At 61.4% G+C, this 26,025-nt stretch carries 25 protein-coding genes; 12 read left to right on the plus strand and 13 right to left on the minus strand.

From position 1 onward, the window contains the following. Positions 1-3 precede the first annotated feature (3 nt). Positions 4-264, minus strand: a complete 261-nt coding sequence (locus ACJ8PL_RS05900) for a hypothetical protein (RefSeq protein ID WP_115435891.1) — start codon at positions 262-264, stop codon at positions 4-6. Between the two features lie 38 nt (positions 265-302). On the opposite strand from ACJ8PL_RS05900, the gene lolC reads away from it, so the two are divergent. The 5 genes from lolC (at position 303) to cobB (ending at position 5,348) form a co-directional block, all read left to right on the plus strand. After that, a complete protein-coding gene (gene lolC / locus ACJ8PL_RS05905) occupies positions 303-1,505 on the plus strand; it encodes a lipoprotein-releasing ABC transporter permease subunit LolC (RefSeq protein WP_442530914.1) in 1,203 nt (400 codons plus the stop codon). Next, on the plus strand, positions 1,498-2,202 hold the full coding sequence (gene lolD / locus ACJ8PL_RS05910) for a lipoprotein-releasing ABC transporter ATP-binding protein LolD (RefSeq protein ID WP_004941120.1): 705 nt from the start codon (positions 1,498-1,500) through the stop codon (positions 2,200-2,202). Before lolC ends, lolD begins: the two co-directional genes overlap by 8 nt. Then, positions 2,202-3,449: a lipoprotein-releasing ABC transporter permease subunit LolE gene (lolE, locus tag ACJ8PL_RS05915; RefSeq protein ID WP_049300655.1), complete on the plus strand. Its 1,248-nt coding sequence runs from the start codon at positions 2,202-2,204 to the stop codon at positions 3,447-3,449. The genes lolD and lolE overlap by 1 nt, the downstream gene beginning before the upstream one ends. Positions 3,450-3,502: 53 nt before the next feature. Beyond that, on the plus strand, positions 3,503-4,420 hold the full coding sequence (gene nagK, locus ACJ8PL_RS05920) for an N-acetylglucosamine kinase (protein WP_016928087.1): 918 nt from the start codon (positions 3,503-3,505) through the stop codon (positions 4,418-4,420). A 91-nt stretch (positions 4,421-4,511) separates the two neighbouring features. After that, the gene (cobB, locus tag ACJ8PL_RS05925; protein WP_016928086.1) at positions 4,512-5,348 is read left to right on the plus strand and encodes a Sir2 family NAD+-dependent deacetylase; all 837 of its coding nucleotides are present in this window, start codon (positions 4,512-4,514) and stop codon (positions 5,346-5,348) included. 48 nt (positions 5,349-5,396) lie between these two features. Here cobB and potD read toward each other — a convergent pair whose 3' ends face one another. Beyond that, positions 5,397-6,440 carry a spermidine/putrescine ABC transporter substrate-binding protein PotD gene (gene potD / locus ACJ8PL_RS05930; RefSeq protein ID WP_079449345.1) on the minus strand — a complete coding sequence of 348 codons (1,044 nt, stop codon included), beginning with the start codon at positions 6,438-6,440 and terminating at the stop codon, positions 5,397-5,399. Positions 6,441-6,676: 236 nt separating this feature from the next. Here potD and ACJ8PL_RS05935 point away from each other — a divergent pair, with 236 nt between their 5' ends. Next, positions 6,677-7,387, plus strand: coding sequence for a MurR/RpiR family transcriptional regulator (locus ACJ8PL_RS05935; protein WP_016928084.1), 711 nt, complete (start codon positions 6,677-6,679; stop codon positions 7,385-7,387). A gap of 17 nt (positions 7,388-7,404) precedes the next feature. On the opposite strand, the gene ACJ8PL_RS05940 is transcribed toward ACJ8PL_RS05935, so the two are convergent. The 6 genes from ACJ8PL_RS05940 to ACJ8PL_RS05965 form a co-directional block, all read right to left on the minus strand. Next, on the minus strand, positions 7,405-8,790 hold the full coding sequence (locus ACJ8PL_RS05940) for a family 4 glycosyl hydrolase (protein WP_079449344.1): 1,386 nt from the start codon (positions 8,788-8,790) through the stop codon (positions 7,405-7,407). Between the two features lie 24 nt (positions 8,791-8,814). Next, positions 8,815-10,374: a PTS transporter subunit EIIC gene (locus ACJ8PL_RS05945; protein WP_016928082.1), complete on the minus strand. Its 1,560-nt coding sequence runs from the start codon at positions 10,372-10,374 to the stop codon at positions 8,815-8,817. A gap of 218 nt (positions 10,375-10,592) precedes the next feature. Next, positions 10,593-11,375, minus strand: a complete 783-nt coding sequence (potC, locus tag ACJ8PL_RS05950; protein ID WP_016928081.1) for a spermidine/putrescine ABC transporter permease PotC — start codon at positions 11,373-11,375, stop codon at positions 10,593-10,595. Continuing rightward, positions 11,372-12,232 carry a spermidine/putrescine ABC transporter permease PotB gene (potB, locus tag ACJ8PL_RS05955; protein ID WP_004941149.1) on the minus strand — a complete coding sequence of 287 codons (861 nt, stop codon included), beginning with the start codon at positions 12,230-12,232 and terminating at the stop codon, positions 11,372-11,374. The genes potC and potB overlap by 4 nt, the downstream gene beginning before the upstream one ends. Further along, complete coding sequence (gene potA / locus ACJ8PL_RS05960; RefSeq protein WP_016928080.1) at positions 12,216-13,331, minus strand: spermidine/putrescine ABC transporter ATP-binding protein PotA; 1,116 nt, start codon at positions 13,329-13,331, stop codon at positions 12,216-12,218. Before potA ends, potB begins: the two co-directional genes overlap by 17 nt. An 8-nt stretch (positions 13,332-13,339) precedes the next feature. Next, positions 13,340-13,630 carry a hypothetical protein gene (locus ACJ8PL_RS05965; protein ID WP_126502237.1) on the minus strand — a complete coding sequence of 97 codons (291 nt, stop codon included), beginning with the start codon at positions 13,628-13,630 and terminating at the stop codon, positions 13,340-13,342. A gap of 57 nt (positions 13,631-13,687) precedes the next feature. Between ACJ8PL_RS05965 and pepT the strand changes: the two genes are divergently transcribed. Continuing rightward, positions 13,688-14,917 (plus strand): peptidase T, encoded by a 1,230-nt coding sequence (gene pepT, locus ACJ8PL_RS05970; RefSeq protein WP_004941154.1) that lies wholly within the window; start codon positions 13,688-13,690, stop codon positions 14,915-14,917. Positions 14,918-15,008: 91 nt separating this feature from the next. After that, a complete protein-coding gene (locus ACJ8PL_RS05975) occupies positions 15,009-16,097 on the plus strand; it encodes a malate/lactate/ureidoglycolate dehydrogenase (protein WP_028128044.1) in 1,089 nt (362 codons plus the stop codon). Between the two features lie 40 nt (positions 16,098-16,137). Here the strand turns inward: ACJ8PL_RS05975 and ACJ8PL_RS05980 are convergent, their stop codons facing one another. The 3 genes from ACJ8PL_RS05980 to phoP all read right to left on the minus strand — a co-directional run bounded on the left by ACJ8PL_RS05980 (position 16,138) and on the right by phoP (position 19,478). After that, a complete protein-coding gene (locus tag ACJ8PL_RS05980) occupies positions 16,138-17,259 on the minus strand; it encodes a ribosomal protein uL16 3-hydroxylase (protein ID WP_004941161.1) in 1,122 nt (373 codons plus the stop codon). 84 nt (positions 17,260-17,343) lie between these two features. After that, the gene (phoQ, locus tag ACJ8PL_RS05985) at positions 17,344-18,801 is read right to left on the minus strand and encodes a two-component system sensor histidine kinase PhoQ (protein ID WP_028128045.1); all 1,458 of its coding nucleotides are present in this window, start codon (positions 18,799-18,801) and stop codon (positions 17,344-17,346) included. A 5-nt stretch (positions 18,802-18,806) separates the two neighbouring features. After that, positions 18,807-19,478 (minus strand): two-component system response regulator PhoP, encoded by a 672-nt coding sequence (gene phoP / locus ACJ8PL_RS05990; RefSeq protein ID WP_004941169.1) that lies wholly within the window; start codon positions 19,476-19,478, stop codon positions 18,807-18,809. 378 nt (positions 19,479-19,856) lie between these two features. Between phoP and ACJ8PL_RS05995 the strand changes: the two genes are divergently transcribed. After that, entirely contained in the window at positions 19,857-20,876 is a 1,020-nt protein-coding gene (locus tag ACJ8PL_RS05995) for an ADP-ribosylglycohydrolase family protein (protein WP_079449340.1), read from the plus strand. 4 nt (positions 20,877-20,880) lie between these two features. Here the strand turns inward: ACJ8PL_RS05995 and ACJ8PL_RS06000 are convergent, their stop codons facing one another. Then, positions 20,881-21,645, minus strand: a complete 765-nt coding sequence (locus ACJ8PL_RS06000) for a GntR family transcriptional regulator (RefSeq protein WP_016928073.1) — start codon at positions 21,643-21,645, stop codon at positions 20,881-20,883. A gap of 138 nt (positions 21,646-21,783) precedes the next feature. On the opposite strand from ACJ8PL_RS06000, the gene pdxR reads away from it, so the two are divergent. The 3 genes from pdxR to ACJ8PL_RS06015 all read left to right on the plus strand — a co-directional run bounded on the left by pdxR (position 21,784) and on the right by ACJ8PL_RS06015 (position 24,587). After that, positions 21,784-23,298, plus strand: a complete 1,515-nt coding sequence (gene pdxR / locus ACJ8PL_RS06005) for a MocR-like pyridoxine biosynthesis transcription factor PdxR (protein WP_016928072.1) — start codon at positions 21,784-21,786, stop codon at positions 23,296-23,298. Positions 23,299-23,414: 116 nt separating this feature from the next. Then, the gene (locus ACJ8PL_RS06010; protein WP_049300649.1) at positions 23,415-23,867 is read left to right on the plus strand and encodes a GNAT family N-acetyltransferase; all 453 of its coding nucleotides are present in this window, start codon (positions 23,415-23,417) and stop codon (positions 23,865-23,867) included. 15 nt (positions 23,868-23,882) lie between these two features. After that, complete coding sequence (locus ACJ8PL_RS06015; protein ID WP_442530917.1) at positions 23,883-24,587, plus strand: GNAT family N-acetyltransferase; 705 nt, start codon at positions 23,883-23,885, stop codon at positions 24,585-24,587. 51 nt (positions 24,588-24,638) lie between these two features. On the opposite strand, the gene purB is transcribed toward ACJ8PL_RS06015, so the two are convergent. Beyond that, positions 24,639-26,009, minus strand: a complete 1,371-nt coding sequence (purB, locus tag ACJ8PL_RS06020; protein WP_016928069.1) for an adenylosuccinate lyase — start codon at positions 26,007-26,009, stop codon at positions 24,639-24,641. Between the last annotated feature and the right edge of the window lie 16 nt (positions 26,010-26,025).

Genomic DNA, 26,025 nt, shown 5'->3' on the forward strand with positions numbered 1-26,025 from the left:
TCTTTAATCAATGTGTTGGATGGCGTCCCGGCACGGATAACCCAGCGCCTTTATGCTGTTTATAGTAGCCCAGCGGCCGGCAAACTGACACAGCAAAAAGCGCTGCTCATCAATTTTCTGCCGGTTATTTAACCGGTTAGTGCCGTCTGTTTTTTGCGGTTGAGGATAAATAACGCGCGAAGCTGCCGCCGTCTCCCTCTTCGCCGCCACGCAATAAAAGGCCGTCGGGTGTTCCCTAAACGAGGGAGAGCCTTTATTATCCATGATCACTTTGCTTAAGCCACGGCTATCAAACGGATTTCATGTATCAACCTGTCGCGTTATTCATTGGCCTGCGCTACATGCGCGGGCGAGCCTCAGACCGCTTCGGGCGGTTTGTGTCCTGGCTTTCCACCATCGGCATTACGCTGGGGGTGATGGCGTTGGTCACCGTGCTGTCGGTGATGAACGGATTCGAAAAGGATCTGGAAAACAACATTCTCGGCCTGATGCCGCAGGCGTTGGTCACCAGTCCGCAAGGATCGATCAACCCGCAGCAGCTGCCAGCCTCCGAGGTGCAGAAGCTGCAGGGCGTCACGCGCGTCGCGCCGCTGACCACCGGTGACGTGGTGCTGCAAAGCGCCCGCAGCGTGGCGGTCGGGGTGATGCTCGGCGTCAATCCCGACGAGGCCGATCCGCTGACCCCGTATCTGGTCAACGTCAAGCAGCAGCAACTGCAGCCGGGCCAATACAACATCATCATCGGCGAACAGCTGGCGGGGCAACTGGGCGTCAAGCGCGGCGATTCGCTGCGCGTGATGGTGCCGAGCGCCAGCCAGTTCACGCCGATGGGCCGCATTCCCAGCCAGCGCCTGTTCACTCTCATCGGCACCTTCCACGCCAACAGCGAGGTGGACGGCTATCAGCTGCTGGTCAACCAACAGGACGCTTCGCGCCTGATGCGCTACCCGGCCGGCAACATCACCGGCTGGCGTCTGTTCCTGCAACAGCCGCTGGCGGTCGATACCCTCAGCCAGCAGGCGCTGCCGGCGGGCACTGTCTGGAAAGACTGGCGCGATCGCAAGGGCGAGCTGTTCCAGGCGGTGCGTATGGAGAAGAACATGATGGGGCTGCTGCTCAGTCTGATCGTGGCGGTGGCGGCGTTTAACATCATTACGTCGCTCGGCCTGCTGGTGATGGAGAAGCAGGGCGAGGTCGCCATTCTGCAGACCCAGGGGCTGACCCGCCGCGAGATTATGTCGGTGTTCATGGTGCAAGGCGCCAGCGCCGGCATTATCGGTTCGCTGCTCGGCACGCTGCTCGGCGTGCTGCTGGCCACCAACCTGAATAACCTGATGCCGATCCTCGGCGCCTTGATCGACGGCGCTTCGCTGCCGGTGGCGGTCGATCCGCTGCAGGTGACGATCATCGCCGTGGTGGCGATGGCGGTTTCCCTGTTGTCCACGCTTTATCCTTCATGGCGCGCTGCCGCCGTACAACCCGCTGAGGCTTTACGTTATGAGTAACCATCTTTTGCTGCAGTGTGACAACCTGTGCAAGACCTACCAGGAAGGCAATCTGCACACCGACGTGCTGCGCAATGTCAGCTTTGCCATGCAGCAGGGCGAGATGATGGCGATCGTCGGCAGCTCGGGTTCCGGCAAGAGCACCCTGTTGCACCTGCTGGGCGGGTTGGACTCGCCGACCTCCGGCGAGGTGATCTTCAAGGGCGAATCGCTGAACGCCATGTCTTCGGCGGCCAAGGCCGAGCTGCGCAACCGCCAGCTGGGCTTCATCTATCAGTTCCACCATCTGTTGCCGGACTTCACCGCGTTGGAAAACGCCGCCATGCCGCTGCTGATCGGCGGCGCCAAACCGGCGCAGGCGCAGGAGAAAGCGCGGGAGATGCTGGCGGCGGTCGGGCTGGAAAAGCGCAGCAAACACCGCCCGTCCGAGCTTTCCGGCGGCGAGCGTCAGCGCGTGGCGATCGCGCGCGCGCTGGTCAATAACCCGGCACTGGTGCTGGCGGACGAACCGACCGGCAACCTCGACAAGCGCACCGCGGACAGCATCTTCGATCTGCTCGGCGAGCTGAACGTGCGCCAGGGCACCGCTTTCCTGGTGGTAACGCACGATCTGCAGCTGGCCAAGCGCCTGAGCCGCCAGCTGGAAATGGCCGACGGCCACCTGCAGGCGCAGCTGACCCTGATGGGGGCCGAGTAATGGCGGGAGCCTCACTGTCCTTCCTGACGGCCCTGCGTTTTAGCCGCGGCCGTAAACGCGGCGGCATGGTGTCGCTGATCTCGGTCATCTCCACCATCGGCATCGCGCTGGGGGTGGCGGTGCTGATCGTCGGCCTGAGCGCGATGAACGGCTTTGAGCGCGAGCTCAAGAACCGCATTCTGGCGGTGGTGCCGCACGGCGAGCTCGAACCGGTCAATCAGCCGTTCAGCGGCTGGCCGTCGATTCTGCAGCGGGTGGAAAAGGTGCCGGGCATCTTGGCCGCCGCGCCGTACATTAACTTTACCGGCCTGATGGAAAACGGCGCGCAGCTGCGCGCGGTGGAAGTCAAAGGCGTGGATCCGCAGCAGGAGAGCCGACTGAGCGCGCTGCCGCAGTATGTGCAGGGCGACGCCTGGGCCAACTTCAAGCCCGGCGAGCAGCAGGTGATCCTCGGCAAGGGCGTGGCCGACGCGCTGGGCGTCAAGCAGGGCGCCTATGTCACGGTGATGATCCCCAACAGCGACCCGGAAATGAAGCTGCTGCAGCCGAAGCGCATTCGCCTGCACGTGACCGGCATTTTGCAGCTCAGCGGCCAGCTCGATCACAGCCTGGCGCTGGTGCCGCTGGCCGATGCGCAGCAGTATCTCGACATGGGTGACAGCGTCACGGGCATCGCGCTCAAGATGAACGACGTGTTCGCCGCCAACAAGCTGGTGCGCGACGCCGGCGAAGTGACCAACGCTTACATCTACATCAAGAGCTGGATCGGCAAGTACGGCTACATGTACCGCGACATCCAGATGATCCGCGCCATCATGTACCTGGCGATGGTGCTGGTGATCGGCGTGGCCTGCTTCAACATCGTCTCCACGTTGGTGATGGCGGTGAAAGACAAAAGCGCCGACATCGCGGTGCTGCGCACCCTGGGCGCCAAAGACGGCTTTATCCGCGCCATCTTCATCTGGTACGGGCTGCTGGCCGGGCTGCTGGGCAGCCTGAGCGGCGTGGTGATCGGGGTGATCGCCTCGCTGCAGCTGACCAACATCATCCGGGGCGTCGAGAAACTGGTCGGTCACTCCTTCCTGTCGGGCGATATTTACTTCATCGACTTCCTGCCTTCCGAGCTGCACTGGCTGGATGTGCTGATCGTGCTGGCGACCGCCATCGTGCTGAGCCTGTTGGCCAGTTGGTATCCGGCGAGGCGCGCCAGCCGCATCGATCCGGCGCGGGTGCTGAGCGGACAATAAAACCGACGGGGAGGCAGCGATGCCGCCCCGTTTTTTTAGCCTGGGGATGGGTTATGTACTACGGTTTCGATATGGGCGGCACCAAGATTGAGCTGGGGGTGTTCGACGACAATCTGCAGCGCATTTGGCAAAAGCGGGTGCCGACGCCGCGTGAAGATTACCGGCAACTGCTGGCCACGTTGTGCGATCTGACCCTTGAGGCGGATGCGTTTTGCGGCCGGCGCGGCAGCGTCGGCATCGGTATTCCGGGCCTGCCCAACGACGATGACGGCACGTTGTTTACCGCCAACGTGCCGGCGGCGATGGGGCGGCCCCTGCCGCGCGATCTGGCGGCGCTGATCGGGCGCGAGGTGCGCGTCGATAACGACGCCAACTGCTTTGCGCTGTCGGAAGCCTGGGACGACGAGTTCCGCCGCTACCCGACGGTGCTGGGTATCATTCTCGGCACCGGCGTGGGCGGCGGCCTGATCGTCGGCGGCAAGACGGTGCCCGGGCGCAACTATATCGCCGGCGAGTTCGGCCATTTGCGCCTGCCGGTGGACGCGCTCGAGGTGCTGGGGCGTGATGTGCCTCGCGTTGCCTGCGGGTGCGGCCATCAGGGTTGCATTGAAAATTACATATCGGGCCGCGGTTTCGAATGGATGTACGCCCATTTCTATGACCGGCGCTTGCCTGCCACCGAGATCATTGCGCATTATCAGGCGGGCGAGCCGCAGGCGGTGGCTCACGTCGACCGCTTTATGGACGTGCTGGCGATCTGCCTGGGCAACCTGCTGACGGTGCTGGATCCGCACCTGGTGGTGATCGGCGGCGGGCTGTCGAACTTCGACGCCATTTACCAGGCGTTGCCGCAGCGGCTGCCGGCGCACCTGCTGCGGGTGGCCCGGCTGCCGCGCATCGAGAAGGCGCGCTATGGCGACGCCGGCGGCGTGCGCGGCGCGGCGTTCCTCAATTTGGCTCGCCCAACGTAATGGGCGTTGAGGCAAGGCGTGAATGTATGCAGCCAACAACGCCGCAATGTCCAGTAAGAAGGGTAAACAGGGAAAAGTAAGGAGAGAGTTAATGCACACTCGCCATCGGCTGTGTCAGTTTCGCAAGAGTAAGCATGTGCTGCATCAGCGCTTTCGTTCACGCATTTTTCACCGTGATACCATGGCGGCGGCCGAGCTGAAAAAGCCGTTTGTGGTGGTGTTGACCGGGGCCGGCATTTCGGCCGAGTCGGGCATTCGCACCTTCCGCGCCGCGGATGGGCTGTGGGAAGAGCATCGGGTGGAGGACGTCGCCACGCCGGAAGGTTTCCAGCGCGATCCGGCGCTGGTGCAGGCGTTTTACAACGAACGCCGGCGTCAGCTGCAGACGGAGGAGATCGTCCCGAACGCCGCGCACCGCGCGCTGGCGGATCTGGAAGAGTGGCTGGGGGACAACTTCCTGCTGGTCACGCAAAACATTGATAACCTGCATGAGCGCGCCGGCAGCAAGCGGGTGCTGCACATGCACGGCGAACTGCTGAAGGTGCGTTGCACCCAGTCGGGGCAGGTGTTCGAATGGCCCGGCGATCTCAGCGTTGACGATCGTTGCCATTGCTGCCAGTTCCCGGCGCCGCTGCGGCCGCACGTGGTGTGGTTCGGTGAGATGCCGCTGGGCATGGACGACATCTACCAGGCGCTGAGCAAGGCCGATTTCTTCGTCGCCATCGGCACCTCCGGCCATGTCTACCCGGCGGCCGGCTTCGTGCATGAGGCGCGGCTGGGCGGCGCTTACGCCATGGAGCTGAACCTGGAACCGAGCCAGGTAGAGAGCCAGTTCGATGAGAAACACTACGGTCTGGCCAGCGAAGTGGTGCCGCGTTTTGTGCACAAGTTCCTGGTGGGCAAGGTGGCACGGGCCGACCGGCCCTGAGAAAGGCATCAGGGCGCACTGCGCGCCCTGATGGGATGGCGGGGCGTATTAGCGCCCGGCTTTCAGCTTTTGGAAGTAGCTTTCGTACAGCGTGCTGGCGTCGCCGACGTCGTTTTGCCACTCGCCGTGCTCAATCACCGTCTTATCCGGGTAGAGTGACTTGTCGTTGGCGATCTCCGGCGACAGCAGCTTCTTCGCCGCCAGGTTCGGCGTCGGGTAACCGATGGTTTCCGCCACCTGCACCGCGATTTCCGGCCGCAGCAGGAAGTCGATCAGCTTCAGCGCCCCTTCGACGTTGCGCGCGTTGGCCGGAATGGCCAGGCTGTCCATCCAGAAGATCCCGCCCTCCTTCGGCCAGACGATCTCCAGCGGCGTGCCGGCCTGGCGCGCCACAAAGGCCGAACCGTTCCACACCATGCCGACGTTGACTTCCCCTTCCATAAACGGGTTGCCCGGGTTGTCGGAGTTGAAGGCCAGCACGTTCGGCATCAATTTCTGCAGTTCGTGGTAGGCGGCTTCGATCTCTTTCGGGTCAGTGGTGTTGCCGGAATAACCCAGCTTGAGCAGCGCCATCTGGAACACTTCGCGCGCGTCGTCGGTCAGCAGCAGGCGGCCCTTGTACTGCGGTTGCCACAGATCGGCCCAGGCGGTGACGGTGGACGGATCCTGCGCGTCGCTGTTGACGCCGATGGCGGTAGCGCCCCAGATGTAAGGAATGGAGTAGTCGTTGTTGGGATCGAACGGCTTGTTCAGCAGGGTGGGATCGAGATCCTTGAAGTGGCTGAGCTTGCTCTTGTCGATTTTTTGCAGCATGCCTTCCTTGCTCATCTTGGCGATGAAGTAGGTGGAAGGCACCACCAGATCGTACGCGCCGTCCTTGTAGGTCTTCAGCTTGGCGTACATGCTTTCGTTGGATTCATAGGTGGAATAGATCACCTTGATGCCGGTTTCTTTGGTGAACTGCTCCAGCAGCCCCGGCGGGACGTATTCAGTCCAGTTATAGAAATACAGCGTTTTGCCGTCAGAGGCGTTTGCAGAGCAGAAACTCAGCGCCATCATCCCGGCTGCGAGCAGATGTGACCACTTTTTCATGCAGCGTATCCTTCAGCAGTAGTGAGCCGAACCCGTATGGGCTGCCGTTGTCGGCCGCGCCATACCCCAGAAAGGGGCCATTATAGGGGCCGGGACGGGGTGGGTAAAGGCGGTTATCCCGCTGGCAAATCAAGGGGTTCGGCGGCTTAAAGCGCATCACAATTTGTGTGTCTCGCGCTGGACAGGCGGTGAAGCGCGTGCGAAACAATAATTTTGGCGAATAAACGAGGGCGGCAATGAATTTCAAACAGGTCTTCAGCCAGGCGGAGCTTAGCAAGACGGATCTGACGATTTTGCACTGCATTCTCGACAACCCGGACGCCTGCATCGACGACGGCATCCGCGCGGTGTCCGCGCGCTGCTACAGTTCCCCCTCGACGCTGGTGCGGCTGGCTAAAAAGCTGGGCTTTCGCGGCTATCTCGAACTGGTCTATTTCATCAAATTCAACCTGACGATGGCGCCGGCCTACCAGGCGGAACGCCCTACGTCGGCGGCACCGCCGGCCCAGCAGGCGCAGTTTCTCGATCTGCTCGACAGCGGCAAGATCCTGATCCACGGCAGCGGTTTTTCGCAGCTGGTGGCGCAGTATATGTACAACAAGTTTATGACGCTGGGCGTAGACAGTTACCTGTCGCTGTGGCCGGATTTCGATATTCTTGACCGTGAGACGCGCTTTCGCTTCGACATGGTGATCGTGATTTCAAAGTCGGGCAACAGCGGCTCGGCGCTGAGCTGGGGCGAGGCTGTGAAGCGTAACCGCATTCTGCTGGCGGCCTTCTGCGGCGACGGCGACAGCCCGCTGGCGCAGCAGGCCGACATGACCTTTCTGTTTGAGGACCGGCAAAAATACGATCACGATATCTACTATCCCAACCCGTTTTTCGGTCACTGTCTGTTGGGATTCGAGAATGTGATCACCGCCTGGTTTGAACGACGCGGCCGCTGACGGCCGCGCCGCGCCATTTAGCGCCAGTGCCCGGCATACTGACGGTGAGCCTGCAGGTACTCCTCCACCAGCGTTTTCGCCAGCGAGTAGGAGTTGACCAGCGGGTGCACCATCAGCGCCTTGATGGCCAGCTGGCGATTGCCGGTCAGGATCGCCGTCACCGCCAGCCGTTCGTACTCTTTCACCTGCGAAATCAGGTTTTTCTGGGTGTCGGGAATATCGCGCATTTTGACCGGCTGAATGCCGGCGCTGCTCAATTCGCAGCTGATTTCGATCACGTCTTCCGGGTGCAGAAAATCGAGCGTGTCGCGGTTTTGCATCGATACCACCACGCGTTTTTGCCGGCCGCTGTTGACCGCCTCCAGAATGTCGATCGCCACCCCGGCATAGCCGCCGCTGTCCGGCTGTTCGATAAACTGTTGCAGCGTCAGCATCTCACGCGTTTTCACCTTGCCCTGGTTGGACTCGCGCTGCATGTAGGAGTTTTCGCGCTGCAGGTAATGGCAGAAATAGACAGAGAAGGCGTGTTCCAACTGACGGGGGATGTCCAGCTCGCCTAACTCTGACAGCATTTGGCGGTTGATCGCCGCGATTTGTTCGCCGCGGGTCTCGCCGCCCGCGACGATGGCGGCGATCGCCTGCTCACGGTAGTAGTAATAGTAGAGATACTCGTTGAGCATCAAATTGTCCGACAGCGCCACCAGCTCCGGCGAGAAGTACTTCATGCAGGTGTCGCGATACAGGCGCGGATCCGCCAGCAACCGATCCGTGACCGGTTCGCCGTTGACGCGCGCATTGCGGAACCAGGAAAGATGGTTGAGGCCGAAACAGTCGACGCTCAGTTGGTCTTCGCGGCAGTCCAGCAGCTCGGCCAGTTCGCGGATAAACTCGCTGGGGGCGTCGCAGATGCCGTAGACCCGGCGCTGGAAGCCGGATTTGATGATCGCCTCGGTCACCATGCCGGAAGGATTGGTGAAGTTGAACAGAACCGCGTCCGGCGAGGAAAGCTGCTCGATCAGGCGGCAATAGTCGAGGATCGCCGGAATCGAACGCATCGCCATGGCGAAGCCGCCGGCGCCGGTGGTTTCTTGCCCGAGCAACTGGTGATTGAGCGCGATGCGCTCGTCATGGATGCGGCCTTCCTCGCCGCCGATGCGCAGGGTGGTGATAATGTAATCGGCGCCTTGCAGCGCCTGGTGCGGATCGCTGCTGAGACTGAAAGCAATGTCGCCGCGAATGCGCTGGAATACGCCCTGCGCGAGGGCGCCGTAGATCGCCAGATGGCGCTCATCGGTATCCATAAACACCACTTCGGTAATGCCGATGCGATGGGCGTTATAGGCGATGGACTTGGCGAGGAACGGGGAACGCACGCCGCCGCCGCCGAGAACGGTTAATTTCATTCGATATCTCCCATTAATAAAGCGTTAGAGTGCCGCTAAATATTTCTCTACCTGATTTTTGACCTTGCCGACCGTGACGCCGTAAATCACCTGTACTTCACGGCGATTCTTTACCACGCCTTTGGCGCCGGTGCTTTTCAACGCGGCCTCATCCACCCGCGCCATATCCTTTAATTCCACCCGCAGCCGGGTAAAGCAGTTATCGACGGAAATAATGTTTTCCTTGCCGCCCAGCGCGCGAATAATGATGCCGCTCGGCTCGTCCGGGGTATTTTTGCGGTTCCGGTAATCCTGTTTGGAATAGAGTTTGACGTCCTGATCATCTTCACGGCCCGGCGTCTTCAGATTGAGCTTCAGCACCAGCGTTTTGAACACCAGGTAATACACCGCAAACTGCACCAGGCCGATGACCACATACAGCGGCCAGCGGGTGAGGGAAACCGGCAGCGGCAGGTTGTAGGCCAGGAACTCGACCAGCCCGCTGGCCCCCCAGGGGCGCACCTGCAACAGGTTGCAGGCCACCTGCGACAACGCGGTCAACACGGCGTGGATCACCCACAGCAGCGGAGAGATAAACAGGAAGGTGAACTCTATCGGCTCGGTGATGCCGACCAGGATTGAGGTGGTGATGGCGGGGATTAGAATCGCCTTGGCCAGCATTTTCTTTTCCGGCTTGGCGGTGTGATAGAAAGCCAATGCCGCGCCCGACAGGCCGAAGATGGTCACCATCCCTTGCTGCGAGAAGCGCAGCGCCTCGTTCATCAGCGGCGAGATGCTCGGGTCGCGCATGTAGGCCAGGAAAATCGCCTGCGAACCGGAGACGGTCTGGCCGTCCTGCACGATCGAACCGCCGATGCTGGTGAGCTGGAACGGCGACCAGATAAAGTGGTGCAGCCCGGTGGGGATCAGGAATTTCTCAAAGAAGCCGTAGACGAATACCCCGAGCGAGCCGGCGCTTTTCATAAAGCCGGTCAGCGCGATCAGGCCCTGTGAAATCGCCGGCCATAGGTAGCTGAAGGCGACGGCGTACAGCATGATGATCGGCGTCATGGCAATCAGCACCAGCTTGGCGCCGCCGTAGACCGAGAACACGCCGTTGAGTTCGACGTTGCACAGGCGGTTATGCACCCAGGCGATGGTGACGCCGAGGATAAGACCGAGGAAAATGCCCATATCCACCACGGTAAAACCCAGCAACTCCGTCTGCCCGGTGCCATAATACTCACCGTTGATCTTGGCCGCGACGTGGCCGCTGAATTGCAGATAAGAAGAATTGGCGCCGAGGAACATGATAAAGCACATCACCGCGACCAGCGCCGCTTCGCTTTTCTTGTCTTTGGCCAGGCCGTAGGTAATACCGATACAGAAAATCAGCCCGAGATTGCCGAATAACGGCCAAAAGGTATCACCGATCATTTTACCGATAGAGAAGATGGCGGAATGTTCATTGATTAATGTGGCATTGGTAAGAATAGAACTGAGCGCCAGAATCAGACCGATTACCGGCAGGAAAAATATCGGCCCCATCATGGCTTTGGAGAAAAGCTGCAGCTTATTTAAGATATTATCGATAATACCTTTCATGGCAGTTCCTTTTTATATTTTAATGGATGACGACGTTGCTGAATAAACTCCCTGGAAGCGAGAAAAAATAAGGCACCTTGCCTGGATTCAGTTATAGGGGGAAGTTTTCGCCGCTGCAATCGGCGAGGCGGAAATAGGCACCGATGGTCAGAGAGTGACAACCGGTGCCGGTTGTGAAGGGGATCACAACCGGGCGCTGCGGCGCCCGGCGGGAAGGATTATTCTGCCTTGGGCGCGCGATCGCGCATCACCCACTGGCTGGCGATCACCAGCACCAGCGACAGCAGCAGCAAAATGGTGGCCAGCGCATTGACCTCCGGCGAGACGCCGACTTTCACCATCGAGTAGATCTTCAGCGGCAAAATCTCGTAGCTCGGCCCGGTGACGAAGGAGGAGACGACCACGTCGTCCATCGACAGGGTGAAGCTCAGCAGCCAACCGGCCGCCACCGCCGGCATCGCCAGCGGCAGGATGATTTTGCGCAGGATGGTGAACTCGCTTGCGCCGAGATCGCGCGCGGCTTCCAGCATCTTCACGTCGAAGCCTTTCAGGCGCGCGTAGACGGTCACCACCACGAACGGCAGGCAGAAGGTGATGTGCGAGAACAGCAGCGACCAGAAGCCGAGCGAAATGCCCAGCAGCATGAACAGCACCAGCAGCGAGATAGCCATCACGATGTCCGGCGACATCATCACCACAAACAGCATGCCGCCGACAAACGGCTTGCCGCGGAAGCGGTAGCGGTACAGCGCCACCGCGGTCAGCGAACCGATCAGCGTGGCGAAGGTGGCGGAGAGCACCGCCATGGTCAGCGAGTGCCCCGCGGCCTGCAGCAGGCTGTCGTTATTCAGCAGCGTGCTGTACCACTTGGTGGTAAACCCTTGCCAGTTGATACCGAAGCGTGAGGCGTTGAAGGAGTTGACGATCAGGATGACGATCGGGATATACAGATAGGCGTATACCAGCGTCATAAAGCCGCCGCGCAGCAGACGTCCGATCATGCCAGATCCTCCTTCTTGTTCAGCAGGCGTGCGGCCCGGTAATAGACCAGCAGCAACAGCCCCATCACCAGCGTCAGGCAGATGCTGGTGGCCGCGCCGAACGGCCAGTCGCGGATATTGAGGAACTGGCTTTTAATCACGTTGCCGATCAGCAGGTTTTTGGCGCCGCCCATCAGATCGGCGACGAAGAACAGCCCCATCGCCGGCAGCACCACCAGCAGGCAGCCGGCGATAATGCCCGGCATGGTCAGCGGCACGATGATGCGGATAAAGGTCTGCAGCTTGCTGGCGCCGAGATCGCGCGCCGCCTCCAGGCAGGATTTATCGAGCTTTTCGATGCTGGAGTAGAGCGGCATCACCATAAACGGCAGCAGGATATACACCAGGCCGAGGACGACCGCTTCCGAGGTGTACATGATGCGCAGCGGCTTGTCGATGACGCCGATCCACAGCAGCGCGTCGTTGAGATAGCCGCGGGTGCTGAGAAACAGCTTCAGGCCGTAGATGCGGATCAGCGAGTTGGTCCAGAAGGGCACGATCAGCAGAAACAGCAGCAGCGGCCGCACCTTCTGCGGCAAGCGCGCCAGGATAAAGGCGAACGGATAGCCGATCGCCAGGCAGCACAGGGTGGCGATCAGCGCCATGTTCAGCGAGTGCAGCAGCACCTGGGCATACAGCGGATCGAACAAACGCCGGTAGTTATCCAGCGTGAACACCATCTGCACCAGGTTGGCGTCGTCGCGGGTCAGGAAGCTGGCGCCGATGATCATCAGGTTCGGCATGAACACGAACAGCAGCAGCCAGGCGACGACGCCGACGATCACCACATTCTGAAAGACTTTACGCGATTTCTTCATCGGCCAGCACCACCTCCCAGCTTTCGACCCAGGTCACCGCCATCTTCTGATTGAGCGAGTGATCGACGTCCGGATCGTCTTCGTTGAAGAACTCGCTGACCATCACCGTTTTGCCATTCTCCAACTCGACCACCGACTCCAGCGTCATGCCTTTGTAGTTGCGCTCGCGCACGTACCCAATCAACCCGTCGTGCTGCGCGCTGTCGTTCACTTCTTCCACCCGCAGATCTTCCGGGCGCAGCAGCACCTTCAGCTTTTGGCCCGGCTCCACCGGCAGATCGGCGTAGATGTCGCACTCGCGGCCCTCGACGTTGGCGCGCACCCGCTGCGGATCGAGGCGTTGCAAAACCACCGCGTCGAAGATGTTGATCTCGCCGATGAAGCTGGCGACGAACAGGTTCTTCGGCTCTTCGTAGATCTCACGCGGCGTGCCGTCCTGCTCGATGCGGCCTTCGCGCATCACCACGATGCGATCCGACATGGTCAGCGCTTCTTCCTGATCGTGGGTGACGAACACGAAGGTGATGCCCAGTTTGCGCTGCAGCGCTTTCAGTTCGTTCTGCATCTGCTTGCGCAGCTTGTAGTCCAGCGCCGACAGCGATTCGTCCAGCAGCAGCACCTTCGGTTTGTTGACCACCGCGCGGGCGATGGCCACGCGCTGCTGTTGGCCGCCGGAGAGCTGCCCCGGCCGCCGCTTGGCGAACGCATCCAGCTGCACCATGCGCAGCGCCTCTTCCACGCGCGGCGTCAGTTCCGCCGCCGGCACCTTTTGCATGCGCAGGCCGAAGGCAACGTTGTCGAACACCGACATGTGCGGAAACAGGGCGTAGCTTTGAAACACGGTGTTGACGTGGCGATGTTCGGCCGGAATGGCGGTGATGTCCTGGCCGTCGAGCACGATGCGGCCCAAATCGGCGTCTTCCAGACCGGCGATCAGGCGCAGCACCGTGGTTTTGCCACAGCCGGAGGGGCCGAGAATGGTGAGGAATTCGCCGTGGTTAATCGTCAGATCCAGATCGGCAATGATGGTTTTGCCATCGAACGCTTTGCTCAGGGCATGCAGTTCAACAAGGGGAGTCGGAGAGGATGTCTCAGTCATTTATCGTATTACTCTATCCCGTGGGCTAATGCAGATAGAACCGCAACTGGAAAAGACTGCCGGAGCTTGCGGGAATGCCCGCGATTCAAAAGAAGCTCAAACCAGTTACGCCAATGGAAATTTTTCGAGCGCGCATGATAGACGCTGAATGCCGGAATTGAAAGCCGATCCGGCCCAGATGCCGCGTTTTTCATCATGATAGCGACAAATGACCCTGTGATGACAGCATTATTCCCCTCAGAAATCATCACAAAGATTAATGATATTGGCGAATTCTGGTTAAAAATGACCTGACGCAATATTTGATCCTGATCGGTTCCGCATAATGAAACGCGATATTCTGAGGGGCCGCTACCATGGACAAATTACTTGACCGCTTTTTCAACTACGTCTCTTTCGACACCCAGTCCAAAGCGAACGTAAAGCATGTGCCGAGCACCGACGGGCAGTTGAAGCTGGCGCGTGCGTTGCAGCAGGAAATGATCGCGCTCGGCTTCGAGCGGGTGTCGCTCAGCGAACACGGCTGCGTGATGGGTACCTGGCCGGGTAACGTCGCCTGGCCGGTGCCTGCGGTCGGTTTCATCGCCCATCTGGATACTTCGCCGGATTTCAGCGGCAAACATGTCAATCCGCAGATCGTCGAGAACTATCGCGGCGGCGACATTGCGCTCGGCATCGGCGATGAAGTGCTGTCGCCGGTGATGTTCCCGATCTTGCACCAGATGCTGGGGCAGACGCTGATCACCACCGACGGCAAGACGCTGCTGGGCGCCGACGACAAGGCGGGCATCGCCGAGATCCTCACCGCTATGGTGCGCCTGCGCGCGCGCAAAATCCCGCACGGCGACATCCGCGTGGCCTTCACCCCGGACGAGGAGGTGGGCAAGGGGGCGCAGCTGTTCGACGTGGCGGCCTTCAATGCCGAATGGGCCTACACGGTGGACGGCGGCGGCGTCGGCGAGCTGGAGTGCGAGAACTTCAACGCCGCCTCGGTGACGATCAAAATCCTCGGTAACAGCGTGCACCCCGGCAGCGCCAAGGGGGTGATGGTCAACGCGCTGTCGCTGGCCACCCGCATTCATCAGGCGCTGCCGGCGGACGAAGCGCCGGAGACCACCGAAGGCTACCAGGGCTTTTATCATCTCAGCAGCATTAAGGGCAGCGTAGAGCGCGCCGAAATGCACTACATCCTGCGCGACTTCGAGCGTGAGGGGTTTGAGGCGCGCAAACGCAAGATGGTGGACATCGCTCGCGAGGTCGGCAAAGGCTTGCCGCGCGATTGCTATATCGAAGTGAGCATCGAAGACAGCTATTACAACATGCGTGAACAGGTGGCGGAGCACCCGCACGTGATTGCGCTGGCGCAGCAGGCGATGCGCGACTGCGACATCGAACCGGTGATGAAGCCGATCCGCGGCGGCACCGACGGCGCGCAGCTGTCGTTCCGCGGTCTGCCGTGCCCGAACCTGTTCACCGGTGGCTACAACTACCACGGCAAGCACGAATTCGTGACGCTGGAGGGCATGGAGCAAGCGGTGGCGGTAATTATGCGCATCGCGGCGCTGGCCGCCGAGCGGGCGCGGTAAAACGGGACGCTTGCGATCGGCATAATCGCTTGCCGAAACAAGGCGTTGCTCATAGTGTGGAGGTACATTCCCTACGCATAAGGACCGCATGATGAGCACCGAATACCGTATCGCCAGCCCGCATTTGGCGCAGTTCGTTCAGGCGATTTGGCGCCAGGCCGGCAGCACGGCACGCGAAGCCGAGCTGGTGGCCGATCATCTGGTGCAGGCCAATCTGGCCGGACACGACTCGCACGGCGTCGGCATGATCCCCAGTTACATGGCATCGTTGGCGCAGGGGCAATTGCAGCTTAATCAACATGCCGAGGTGGTGCGCGACGCCGGCGCGGTGCTGACGCTCGACGGCGCGCGCGGCTTCGGTCAGGTGGTGGCCAGCGAAGCGATGGCGCTGGGCATTGAACGCGCCGGCAAGCTGGGCCTGGCGGCGGTGGCGCTGCACAACGCGCACCATATCGGCCGCATCGGCCATTGGGCGGAGCAGTGCGCCCGCGCCGGTTTTATCTCGATTCACTTCGTCAACGTGGTGGGCGATCCGATGGTGGCGCCGTTTGGCGGCAGCGATCGCCGCTTCGGCACCAACCCGTTCTGCGCCATTTTCCCGCGGCCGGGCCGCACGCCGCTGCTGTTGGATTTCGCCACCAGCGGCATCGCCTTCGGCAAGACTCGGGTGGCCTATAACAAAGGCTTGTCGGTGGCGGCGGGCTATCTGATCGACGAACACGGGCAACCGACTACCGAACCGAAGGTGATGCACGAAGCGCCCTTCGGGTCACTGTTGCCGTTCGGCTTGCACAAAGGCTATGCGCTGGCGGCGATGTGCGAGATCCTCGGCGGCGCGCTCTCCGGCGGCCGCACCACCCACGACGCCACGCTGAAAGCCGACAGCGACGCCATCTTCAACTGCATGACGACCCTGATCCTCGATCCTCAGGCCTTCGACGCCCCGCAAATGCAGGCCGAGGCCGAAGCGTTCATCGGCTGGGTGAAGGCGTCGCCGCCGAGCGGTGAACAGCCGATCGCGGTGCCGGGCGAATGGGAGGAGGCCAACCGCGCGGCGCGGCTGGAGCAGGGCATACCGATAGACGCTAATACCTGGCGGCAGATTTGCGCGGCGGCGGAGCAGGCGGGCATGGCGGATGAAGCGCTGGCCGGCTTTCGCGCGCAGGCGCGGCAGGCATAAAAAAGCCACCCGGCAGGGTGGCTTGTGCGCGTGACGGCAATCAGTCGTTAAAGTACCAATAGCCGCTGTTGACCAGCGCGGTCAGCAGCGCCAGGAATGACGGATCGTCCACCGCGTCGCCGAGCAGGGCGGCGTCGACGCTGAAGTGCTGGCACAGGGCGTCTGCGGCCTGCAGCTGGTCGGTGTCGATCAGTTCGCCGTTGACGAAGCAGCGATCGCCGACGCGCAGCACGCGCAACCCGCCCAGGCGCTGCAGCGCTTCACCCTGTTGCAGCAGTTCGTAGATTTCCCCGGCCTGATACGGCGGCTCCGGCGGCGCCAGATCCAGCTCGTGGCGCGATTGGGAGATAAACTCGCCGAACCAGTGCTGGAAGTGCTCCGGCTGTTGCACCAGATCCAGCATCATCTGCCGTAAGGCGTCCACTTCCTGCGGCAGGATCTCCGCCGGGTGTTCGCGCAGTTTAACGTCCGGATCGCCGTAGCGCTTGCTGCCGAGTTCGCGCGCCAGCACGTAGTCGGCGAAGCCGCTCACCAGCTCGCGGCCGTTCGGCGCGCGGAAGCCCACCGAGTAGTTGAGCGCGTTTTCCAGCGCGTAGCCTTCATGCGGGAAGCCCGGCGGAATGTAGAGAATGTCGCCCGGCTCCATCTCTTCGTCGATGATGGCGTCGAACGGTTCGACCTGCAGCAGATCCGGGTGCGGGCAGTGCTGTTTCAGCGGCGTTTTTTCCCCGACGCGCCAGCGGCGGCGGCCGGTGCCCTGAATGATGAACACGTCGTACTGATCGAGGTGCGGGCCGACGCCGCCGCCCGGCACCGAGAAGGAGATCATCAGGTCATCCATCCGCCAGTCCGGCAGTTGGCGGAACGGGCGCATCAGCGCCGCCGAAGGCTCATGCCAGTGATCCACCGCCTGCACCAGCAGCGACCAGTTGTTTTCGCTCAGGTGGTCGAAGCTCTCGAAGGGGCCGTGCGCAACCTGCCAACGGCCGTCCTGGTGGCTGACCAGACGACTGTCCACTTCGTTTTCCATCGCCAACCCGGCCAGCTCATCCGGGGAGATCGGATCGATAAAGTTTTTGAAGCCGCGCTTCAGAATCACCGGACGCTTTTGCCAATAACGTTGCAAAAAATCGTTCCAGTCCAGATCTAATTGATAATCCATGTTCTATTCCAGGATAGGGGAGTGAGCCTGAGTGCGATTATAACGGAAGTTTGGCCCCGTGGATCGGGGCCGCAGCGGCATAATTTATTCGTTGTGGTGGGTATCGTGCTGGCGGGCGAAAGTGACCTGCATGCGCGCGCCGCCGAGCGGGCTGTCGCTGATGACGATTTCGCCGTCGTATTGCTCGATGATCTCCGCCGCCACCGACAGGCCAAGGCCCTGGCCGGGGCGCAGGGTGTCCACCCGCTGGCCGCGCTGGAAGATCAGCTGGCGCTTGCTTTCCGGGATGCCCGGGCCGTCGTCGTCGATGACGAGGATGAGATTTTTCTCTGAGTGCAGCGAGGTGATCTCAACGAACTCCAGGCAGTATTTGCAGGCGTTTTCCAACACGTTGCCCATCACTTCCATAAAGTCGTTCTTCTCGCCCATAAAGGTCACTTCCGGCGAGATGTCCAGCGTGATCACCACCCCTTTGCGCTGGTAAACCTTGTTCAGCGCCACCACCAGGCTGTCGAGCAGCGCCGGCACCGAGTGGATCTCGCGCGTTAACACCGTTTGACCGGAGTTGATGCTGGCCCGGTGCAGGTAGTAACCGATCTGCTGCGAGATGCGCCCGATCTGATCCAGCATGATCGGCTCGGCTTCTTCGATGGTGGTCTGCTTGCCGCTGCGCAGCGAGCGCAGGGTGCTTTGCAGCACCGCCAGCGGCGTTTTCAGGCTGTGGGTCAGATCCGACAGGGTGGTGCGATATTTGGTGTAGCGCTGGCGCTCGTTACGCACCAGAATGTTCAGATTGCGCACCAGCCCGCGCAGCTCGCTGGGCGGGTTCTCATCCAGCTGATCGCGCTCGCCGTTCTCCAGTTCGCCCACCTGATTGACCAGCGCCTTGATCGGCCGCAGGCTCCAGTAGGCCGCCAGCCACAGCAGCGGCACCACCAGCAGCAGGTTGGCCAACAGCACGTAGCTGAACCACTCCCACACCACGTCGGATCGCTGCAGCTCCTGCGGAATGCTGTCAACCACCACGATGGTCAGCGCCGGCAGGCGAGGCGTGGCGGCATAGGTGTTGACCGCCACAGAGTGGGTCAGCGCGTTCTGATCGGTATCGTCGTAATTCTTCAGCTGATCCTGCGCTTTGGGGTTGTCCCCCAGCACTTCGCTACTGACGCGGGTGTCGGTGTCGATTTCGTAGAAGCCGGACTCCTCCAGCCATTCCTTGTTGATCAGCTTCTCGAGCTCCGGCACCTTGCGCTGGCTCCACAGCAGATTGCCTTTATCGTCGTAGATAAAGACCAGCGTCGGGAAGTTGAGATCGAGATCGGGGGGAATGGCGATGGTGAGTTTGTTGTCTTTCCACTGCGCCAGGCTGAAGAACAGGTTGCTCTCGCCGCGCAGCAGACGGAAGGCGGTTTTGTCGAAGCTGACGATATAGCCGACGACCGCCACCAAACCGTAAGAGAGCGACAGCGCCAGGATCACCCCGGCGGTCGCCATCAGGAAGCGGGCACGCAGCGAAAACGGTTTTTTATTCTTGTTGAACATCATGTTCACTTCGCGTCAAAACGATAGCCCTGGCCACGTACCGTGGTGATCACTTCATGCGGGTATTCCGCCTGCACTTTCTTGCGCAAGCGGCCCATCAGCACGTCGATGGTGTGGCTTTCACGCAGTTCGGCGTCCGGGTAGAGCTGCAGCATCAACGAATCCTTGCTCACCACCTTGCCGGCGTTGCGGATCAGGGTTTCGATGATGGTGTATTCAAAGGCGGTCAGCTTGATCTGTTGATCGTTGACGCTCAGTTCGCGGCGCGACAGATCGATCTGGAACGGCGGCAGCACGATCACCTGCGAAGCCAGGCCGCTGTTGCGGCGCATCAGCGCCTGCATGCGGGCGATCACCTCTTCCAGGTGGAACGGCTTGGTGACATAGTCGTCGGCGCCGGCTTCCAGCACCGCCACTTTGTCCTGCCAGCTTTCGCGGGCGGTCAGCACCAGGATCGGCAGCTTGGTCTGATGGGCGCGCCAGCGGCGGATCAGGCTCAGGCCGTCTTCACCCGGCAGGCCGAGATCGACGATGGCGATATCCGGCGCGTGTTCCTGCAGGAAATAATCGGCTTCCTTGGCGTCTTCGGCCGCGTCGACCTGATGGCCCATCTCGCGCATCTGAACGGAAAGGTGGTGACGCAGCAAACCATTATCTTCAACAACCAGTACTCGCATGGCGAACTCCTGTGACTATGCGGGTGAACATCCTGTCACCCACGCGATAAAAGGGAACACGCTCCGCGGCGTGTCAGGGAATAACGCGGCCACCTGAACCATTTTGACAAAAAGTGCTGAGGCTATGGTAGGTATAACCCGCCCGGCCCGCAAGAGAGCCGAAGCAATGTATTAAAATAAGCGTTATCAATTTGTTCGCCGACATTATCGACAAGCTCTGATAAACGTCGGATAAACAGCGGCGGGGCAACATTAAACACAACTTAAACGCGCCGGGCATTGCCCGCGAAAGGGAAGTGTGAGCCGGGCGCTTGATAAGCTTTAAAGGTACTAATAAGGTATTATTGAGGCAACGGCACATTTTCTCAGGAGCGACGGATGAAGCAGTTAACCCAGGCAGAACGCATAGCGGGCGCACTTTACGGACAGATGCTGGGCGACGCGCTCGGCATGCCTTCCGAGCTGTGGCCGCGCGAGCGGGTTAAGCGCCATTTCGGCTGGATAGACGGTTTTCTCGATGGGCCGGCGGAGAACTCGGCCGCCTGTTACTTCAAGGCCGGGCAATATACCGACGATACCGCGATGGCACTGGCGCTGGCCGATGCGCTGCGGGAAGCTGAAGGTGAGGTGGTGCCGGCGCTGATCGCCCGCAATGTGATCCGCTGGGTGGACAGTTTTGACGCCTTCAACAAGAACATTCTCGGCCCCAGTTCCAAACTGGCGTTGAGCGAGCAGAAAGCGGGCACGCCGATCGCCGAGTTGGAAAACAACGGCATCACCAATGGCGCAGCAATGCGCATTTCGCCTTTGGGTTGCGTGCTGCCGTCTGCGCCGCTGGAGGATTTCTGTCAGCAGGTGTGGCTGGCCTCCAGTCCGACGCACAAATCCGACATCGCCGTCGCCGGTGCCGTCGCGATCGCTTGGGCGGTTTCGCGTGCGGTGGAGGGTGCGGACTGGGCCTCGATTCGCCTGGCGCTGCCAGGCGTGGCGGAGTATGCCCAGCGCCGTCAGGTGACGACGTTCAGCCCCTCGCTGGCGGCGCGCATCGAGTTGGCGTTTCAGGTGGTGGATGAGGCCGCCGATCCCGAGCAGGCCTCTGAGCGGATATATCAACTGATTGGCGCCGGGGTGAGCACCATCGAGTCGGTGCCGGCGGCGCTGGCGATGGTGCAGCTGGCGCAAACCGATCCTACCCGTTGCGCGGTGCTGTGCGCCAATCTGGGCGGCGATACCGACACCATCGGCGCGATGGCCACCGCTGTCTGCGGCGCGCTGCACGGCGCCGACGCGATGGATCCTGCCCTGCTGGCGGAGTTGCAGCGGGTGAATCCGCTGGACGTTGAGGCGTATGCCCAGGCGTTCGCGCGTTTTCGCCGCCGCCGGCAGGGCGAGGCGTGACGGATCAGCTTTCGCTGGTAAACTCGTACATGTCGCTGCGGCAGAAGCTTTCGCTGTATTCGATCGGCTTCTTGCGGTGGTCGAACAACGTCTGGCGCACGATCAGCAGCGGCATCGGTTCGGATAGCTGCAGCGCCTGGCGGATGTCGTCGTCGGCCATCGCCGCGCTGACCTGGCTGCGCAGCGAGCCCATCTCCACATTGTTGCGCCGGAAGTAGTCGTACAGCGAGATGCCAATCTCGTCGACGTTGGCAATCGCCGCCGCCACCACGTAGGACACCGCCACCGACATCGGCCGCCGATCGATAAAGTGAATGCGCTTGAGTTGGTAGATCGGCGCTCCAACCGCCAGCCGGAGTTTTTCCGCCAGTTCGGCGCTGGCCGGCACCCGCTCGCGGCTGATCCATTGCGTATCCGGCTGACGCCCCTGTTGCGTCGCCTCGCGCGAGAACCCTTTGATGTCCGCTAATGAATAGCGCAGCTTCGGCGCGGGCCGTTGCGGCTGGATAAAGGTGCCGTAGCCGCGTGAACGGCCGATGATGCCGTCTTGCTCAAGGCAGGCCAGCGCTTTGCGCACCGTGATGCGCGAGATGCCAAGCTGTTCGGTAAACAGGCGCTCGCTGGGCAGGAAATCCCCCGCGTTCAGTAATCCTTGCTCGATAGCCTGGCGCACCGAGGCGTTAAAGCGCAGATATAACGGCATCGCGCCCGCGCTGGCCAGATCCTGCAGCAGTTTTTCCAGCAGACGCTGGTTGATCTCCTTGCTCATAGCTGACGGAAGTCCTGTAGCCGCAATGCGATGGCTTATTTAAGGGGATTTCGCCGGGCAGCGCAACTGCCGCCGCCGCTGGGAGAAATGAGGTAGAGTAGTGTGCTATCGCCCCAGGCTCGGAGAAACAGACTGCCCATGAGTGACACCCCACGACACGCGGACGACGCGGCAATCCTGGCAGCCTTCACCCAGCAGCGTCAGCAGGGGCTGACCCGACGTTCGGCGCTGCATCAGGCCCTGTTGCGGCTCATCACCGCCGGGGAACTGCCGTGGCGGGCGAAGCTGCCGCCGAGCCGCGCGTTGGCGGCCCGGTTGACGGTGGCGCGTGACACGGTGGAACAGACCTACGCACGGCTGGAGGCGGAGGGGTTTATCAGCCGAACGGTGGGGCGCGGCAGCTTTGTGCGTTATCGCTGCGATACGCTGCTCGGCCGTGAACTGCTGGCGACGCAGGCAGGCCAGGAGGCGCGGCTGGCGGAACGCGAGTTAAGCGATCGCGGCCGGGCGTTGCTGGCGGTCAGCCATACGCCGCACACCAGCCGCCAGGCTTCGCTGACGCCCTCGCTGGCGGATCTGCGGGCGTTTCCCATCGATTCATGGCTGCAGTGGGAAAAGCAGGCGCTGCGGCGCCACGGCGAGCGGCTGTTGGGGTATGCCGATCCGCAGGGCTTGCCGGAACTGCGCGCGGCGATCGCGCACTATTTGCAGCGGGAGCGGGGCGTCAAGGCGTCGGCGGAGCAGGTGATCGTGGTCACCAGCTCTCAGCAGGCGCTGGCGCTGTGCACCCAGGTGCTGTTCGATCCCGGCGATGCGGTATTCGTCGAAGAGCCGGGCTACCAGGGGGCGAAAAAGCTGGTGCAGTCGGCGGGGCTGCAGGCGCGGCCGATCGGCATCGATGAGCAGGGGATGGACGTCGGGCAACTGATGCACGCCACGGGCGGCGGGCGGGGCGTTTACATCACGCCGTCCCATCACTACCCGCTGGGGTATTCGCTGAGCCTCGAGCGGCGTCTGGCGCTGTTGCAGTGGGCCCAGCGTCGGCGGGCCTGGATCATCGAAGACGATTACGACGCCGAGTTCAACTACGATCGACAAACCAAGGCGGCGCTGCAGGGGCTGGACAGCGGCGGGCGCACGCTGTACATCGGCACCTTCAGCAAGACGCTGTTTCCGGGGCTGCGCATCGGCTTCATGATTGCGCCGCCGCAGCTGGTGCGGCCATTGGTCGCCGCCAGGCAGTTTCAGGACGGCTACACGTCGGCGCTGGCGCAGATGACGCTGTTCCACTGCCTGCATGAGGGCGGCTACGCCGAGCATCTGCGCAATATGCGCACGCTGTACAAGGCGCGGCTGGATGTGCTGTACGACGCGGTGCAACGCCATCTCGCGCCCTGGACGCACCCGGCCTTGCCGCAGGGTGGGCTGCAGCTGGTTTGCCCGTTGGCGGATGCGGCGACGGAGCGGCGGCTGGTGGCGGCGGCGGCCGAACGAGGAATACGGTTGTACGGCCTGGCGGATTTCTACACCGGCGCGCCGCAGCGCGGGGCGCTGGTGCTCGGTTTTTCGGCCTATACGCCGGACGAGATAGTGCGCTTTATCGCCACACTGGCGCAGGTGTTCAACGCGCTGCCGCGGGAAAGCGGCGGTTAAAATTGGTCTGCTCGGCGTTTTGAATTGGTCCGTATTACGCCGCCGCTGCGCGGTGTATCCTGCCGCTACTCGGTTATTTCCCTAATGGAAATAATATCTTAACCCCGTGAGGCGCTATGAACCCATCAAATCGTGAAGTGACCATCCGCAGAATCAATGGCGACGACAGAGCGCAATGGCTGGCGTTGTGGCAGGGCTATCTCGACTTTTACCGCGCCGACGTGGCGCCGCAGGTGACCGATCGCACCTTCGAACGGTTGGGGCAGGATGAACAGGTGTACGGGCTGGTGGCGGAGGATGCCGATGGCCGGCTGTTGGGGCTGATGAACCTGGTATTCCATCCGTCCACCTGGAGCGCGATGGGCTATTGTTATATCGAAGATCTCTATGTGTCGCCGCAGGCGCGCGGCCATAAAGTGTCGGAAAAACTGTTCGAACAGGCGTATCGACTGGCGGAGGCGCGCGGCAGCGATCGGGTCTATTGGATGACTCAGGAGTACAACGCGCCGGCGCGTTCGCTGTACGACAAAATCGGCAGAAGAAGCTCGTTTATCGTTTATACCCGTTAACCGCAGGAGGCGCGTATGGCAATGAATCGTTATGGTCAGCCGATTGGCGAACCGATGCCGGATTGGCAGCCGGCTCGTCGCCCGGGCGGCGCAACGCTCGGCGGGCATTTCTGCTCGCTGGCGCCGCTCGAGCCGCAGCGGGATTACGCCGCGCTGTACGACGCTTTCCAGCTGGCGCCGGACGGCCGCGACTGGACCTATCTGTCTATCGAACGGCCCGACACGCCGGCGGCGATGCTGCTGCATCTGGAGACGCTGCAGGCCAACCCGACGCTGGTCAATCTGACGGTGTTCGATGCCGCCAGCGACGCGCCGGTGGGGACGGTGGCGCTGATGCGCATCGACGAGGCCAACGGCGTGCTGGAGATCGGCCACGTCAGCTGGTCACCGTTGATGAAACAGCGCTCCAGCGCCACCGAGGCCATCGCGCTGCTGCTGCGTTACGCCTTCGACACGCTGGGCTATCGCCGCTGTGAGTGGAAGTGCGACAGCCATAACGCGCCATCGCGCCAGGCCGCTCTGCGTTTTGGCTTCCGTTACGAGGGCAACTTCCGCTTTGCGGTGATCGTTAAAGGGCGCAGCCGCGATACCGACTGGTTCGCCATCACCGCTGACCGTTGGCCTGCGGTGCGGCAGGCGTTTGAGCGTTGGCTGAGTGCGGACAACTTCGATGCGCAGGGGCGGCAGATTGCCCGGCTGCAGGTGTTGCGCGGCGAATAATAAGCAACAAGGCGGCCCGTGGGCCGCCTTGTCGTTGTGGGTCTAACGCGCTTACTTCAGCTCGTCGACCAGGGTAGTGGCGCGGCCGATGTAGTTGGCCGGGGTCATCGCCTTCAGACGGGTTTTCTCTTCTTCCGGCAGCGCCAGGCCATCGATGAACGCCTGCATGCCGGCGGCGTCCACGCGCTTGCCGCGGGTCAGTTCTTTCAGCTTCTCGTAAGGCTTCTCGATGCCGTAACGGCGCATCACGGTCTGGATCGGCTCGGCCAGCACTTCCCAGTTGTGATCCAGTTCGTCCAACAGGTGCGCCTGGTTCACTTCCAGCTTGCTGATACCCTTCAGGGTGGCCTGATAGGCGATCAGCGCATAACCCAGACCCACGCCCAGGTTACGCAGCACGGTGGAGTCGGTCAGATCGCGCTGCCAGCGGGAAACCGGCAGTTTACCCGCCAGGTGGCCCAGCACGGCGTTGGCCAGGCCCAGGTTGCCTTCGGAGTTTTCGAAGTCGATCGGGTTGACCTTGTGCGGCATGGTGGAAGAGCCGATTTCGCCGGCGATGGTCTTCTGCTTGAAGTGGTTCAGGGCGATGTAGCCCCAGATGTCGCGGTCGAAGTCGATCAGAATGGTGTTGAAACGCGCTACGCAGTCGAACAGTTCGGCGATGTAGTCATGTGGTTCGATCTGCGTGGTGTACGGGTTCCAGGTGATGCCGAGCGAGGTCACAAACGCTTCGCTGAACTGATGCCAGTCCACTTCCGGGTAAGCGACGATGTGGGCATTGTAGTTGCCGACCGCGCCGTTGATTTTACCCATGATCTCCACGCGCTCCAGCTGGCGGTACTGGCGCTCCATGCGGTAAGCCACGTTGGCGAACTCTTTGCCGACGGTCGACGGGGTTGCCGGCTGGCCGTGGGTGCGCGACAGCAGCGGGATATCGCGGTATTCCTGCGCCAGCCCTTTCAGCGCGTCGATGATCTTGCGCCAGTAAGGCAACACCACGTCCTGACGGGCGCTTTGCAGCATCAGCGCATGCGACAGGTTGTTGATGTCTTCGGAGGTGCAGGCGAAGTGGATGAACTCGGACACCGCGTGCAGCGCAGGCACCGCCGCCACTTTTTCCTTCAGGAAATACTCGACCGCTTTCACGTCGTGGTTGGTGGTGCGTTCGATGGTTTTGATGCGCTGTGCGTCTTCTTCATTGAATTCCGCGACGATTTTGTCGAGGAAAGCGTTTGCGTCGGCGTCAAAAGCGGGAACTTCCTTGATTTCTGCGCAGGCGGCCAGTTTTTGCAGCCAACGTACTTCAACCTGTACGCGGAATTTCAGCAGACCGTATTCGCTGAAAATGGGGCGCAGTGCGCTGACTTTATCACCGTAGCGTCCATCAACGGGGGAAACGGCGGTCAGTGAGGATAATTCCATCGGTAGCAACTCCTGG

The sequence above is a fragment of the Serratia sp. CY83965 genome (genome assembly GCF_052166375.1).
In the GTDB taxonomy this organism is placed as follows: Bacteria; Pseudomonadota; Gammaproteobacteria; order Enterobacterales; family Enterobacteriaceae; genus Serratia; species Serratia marcescens.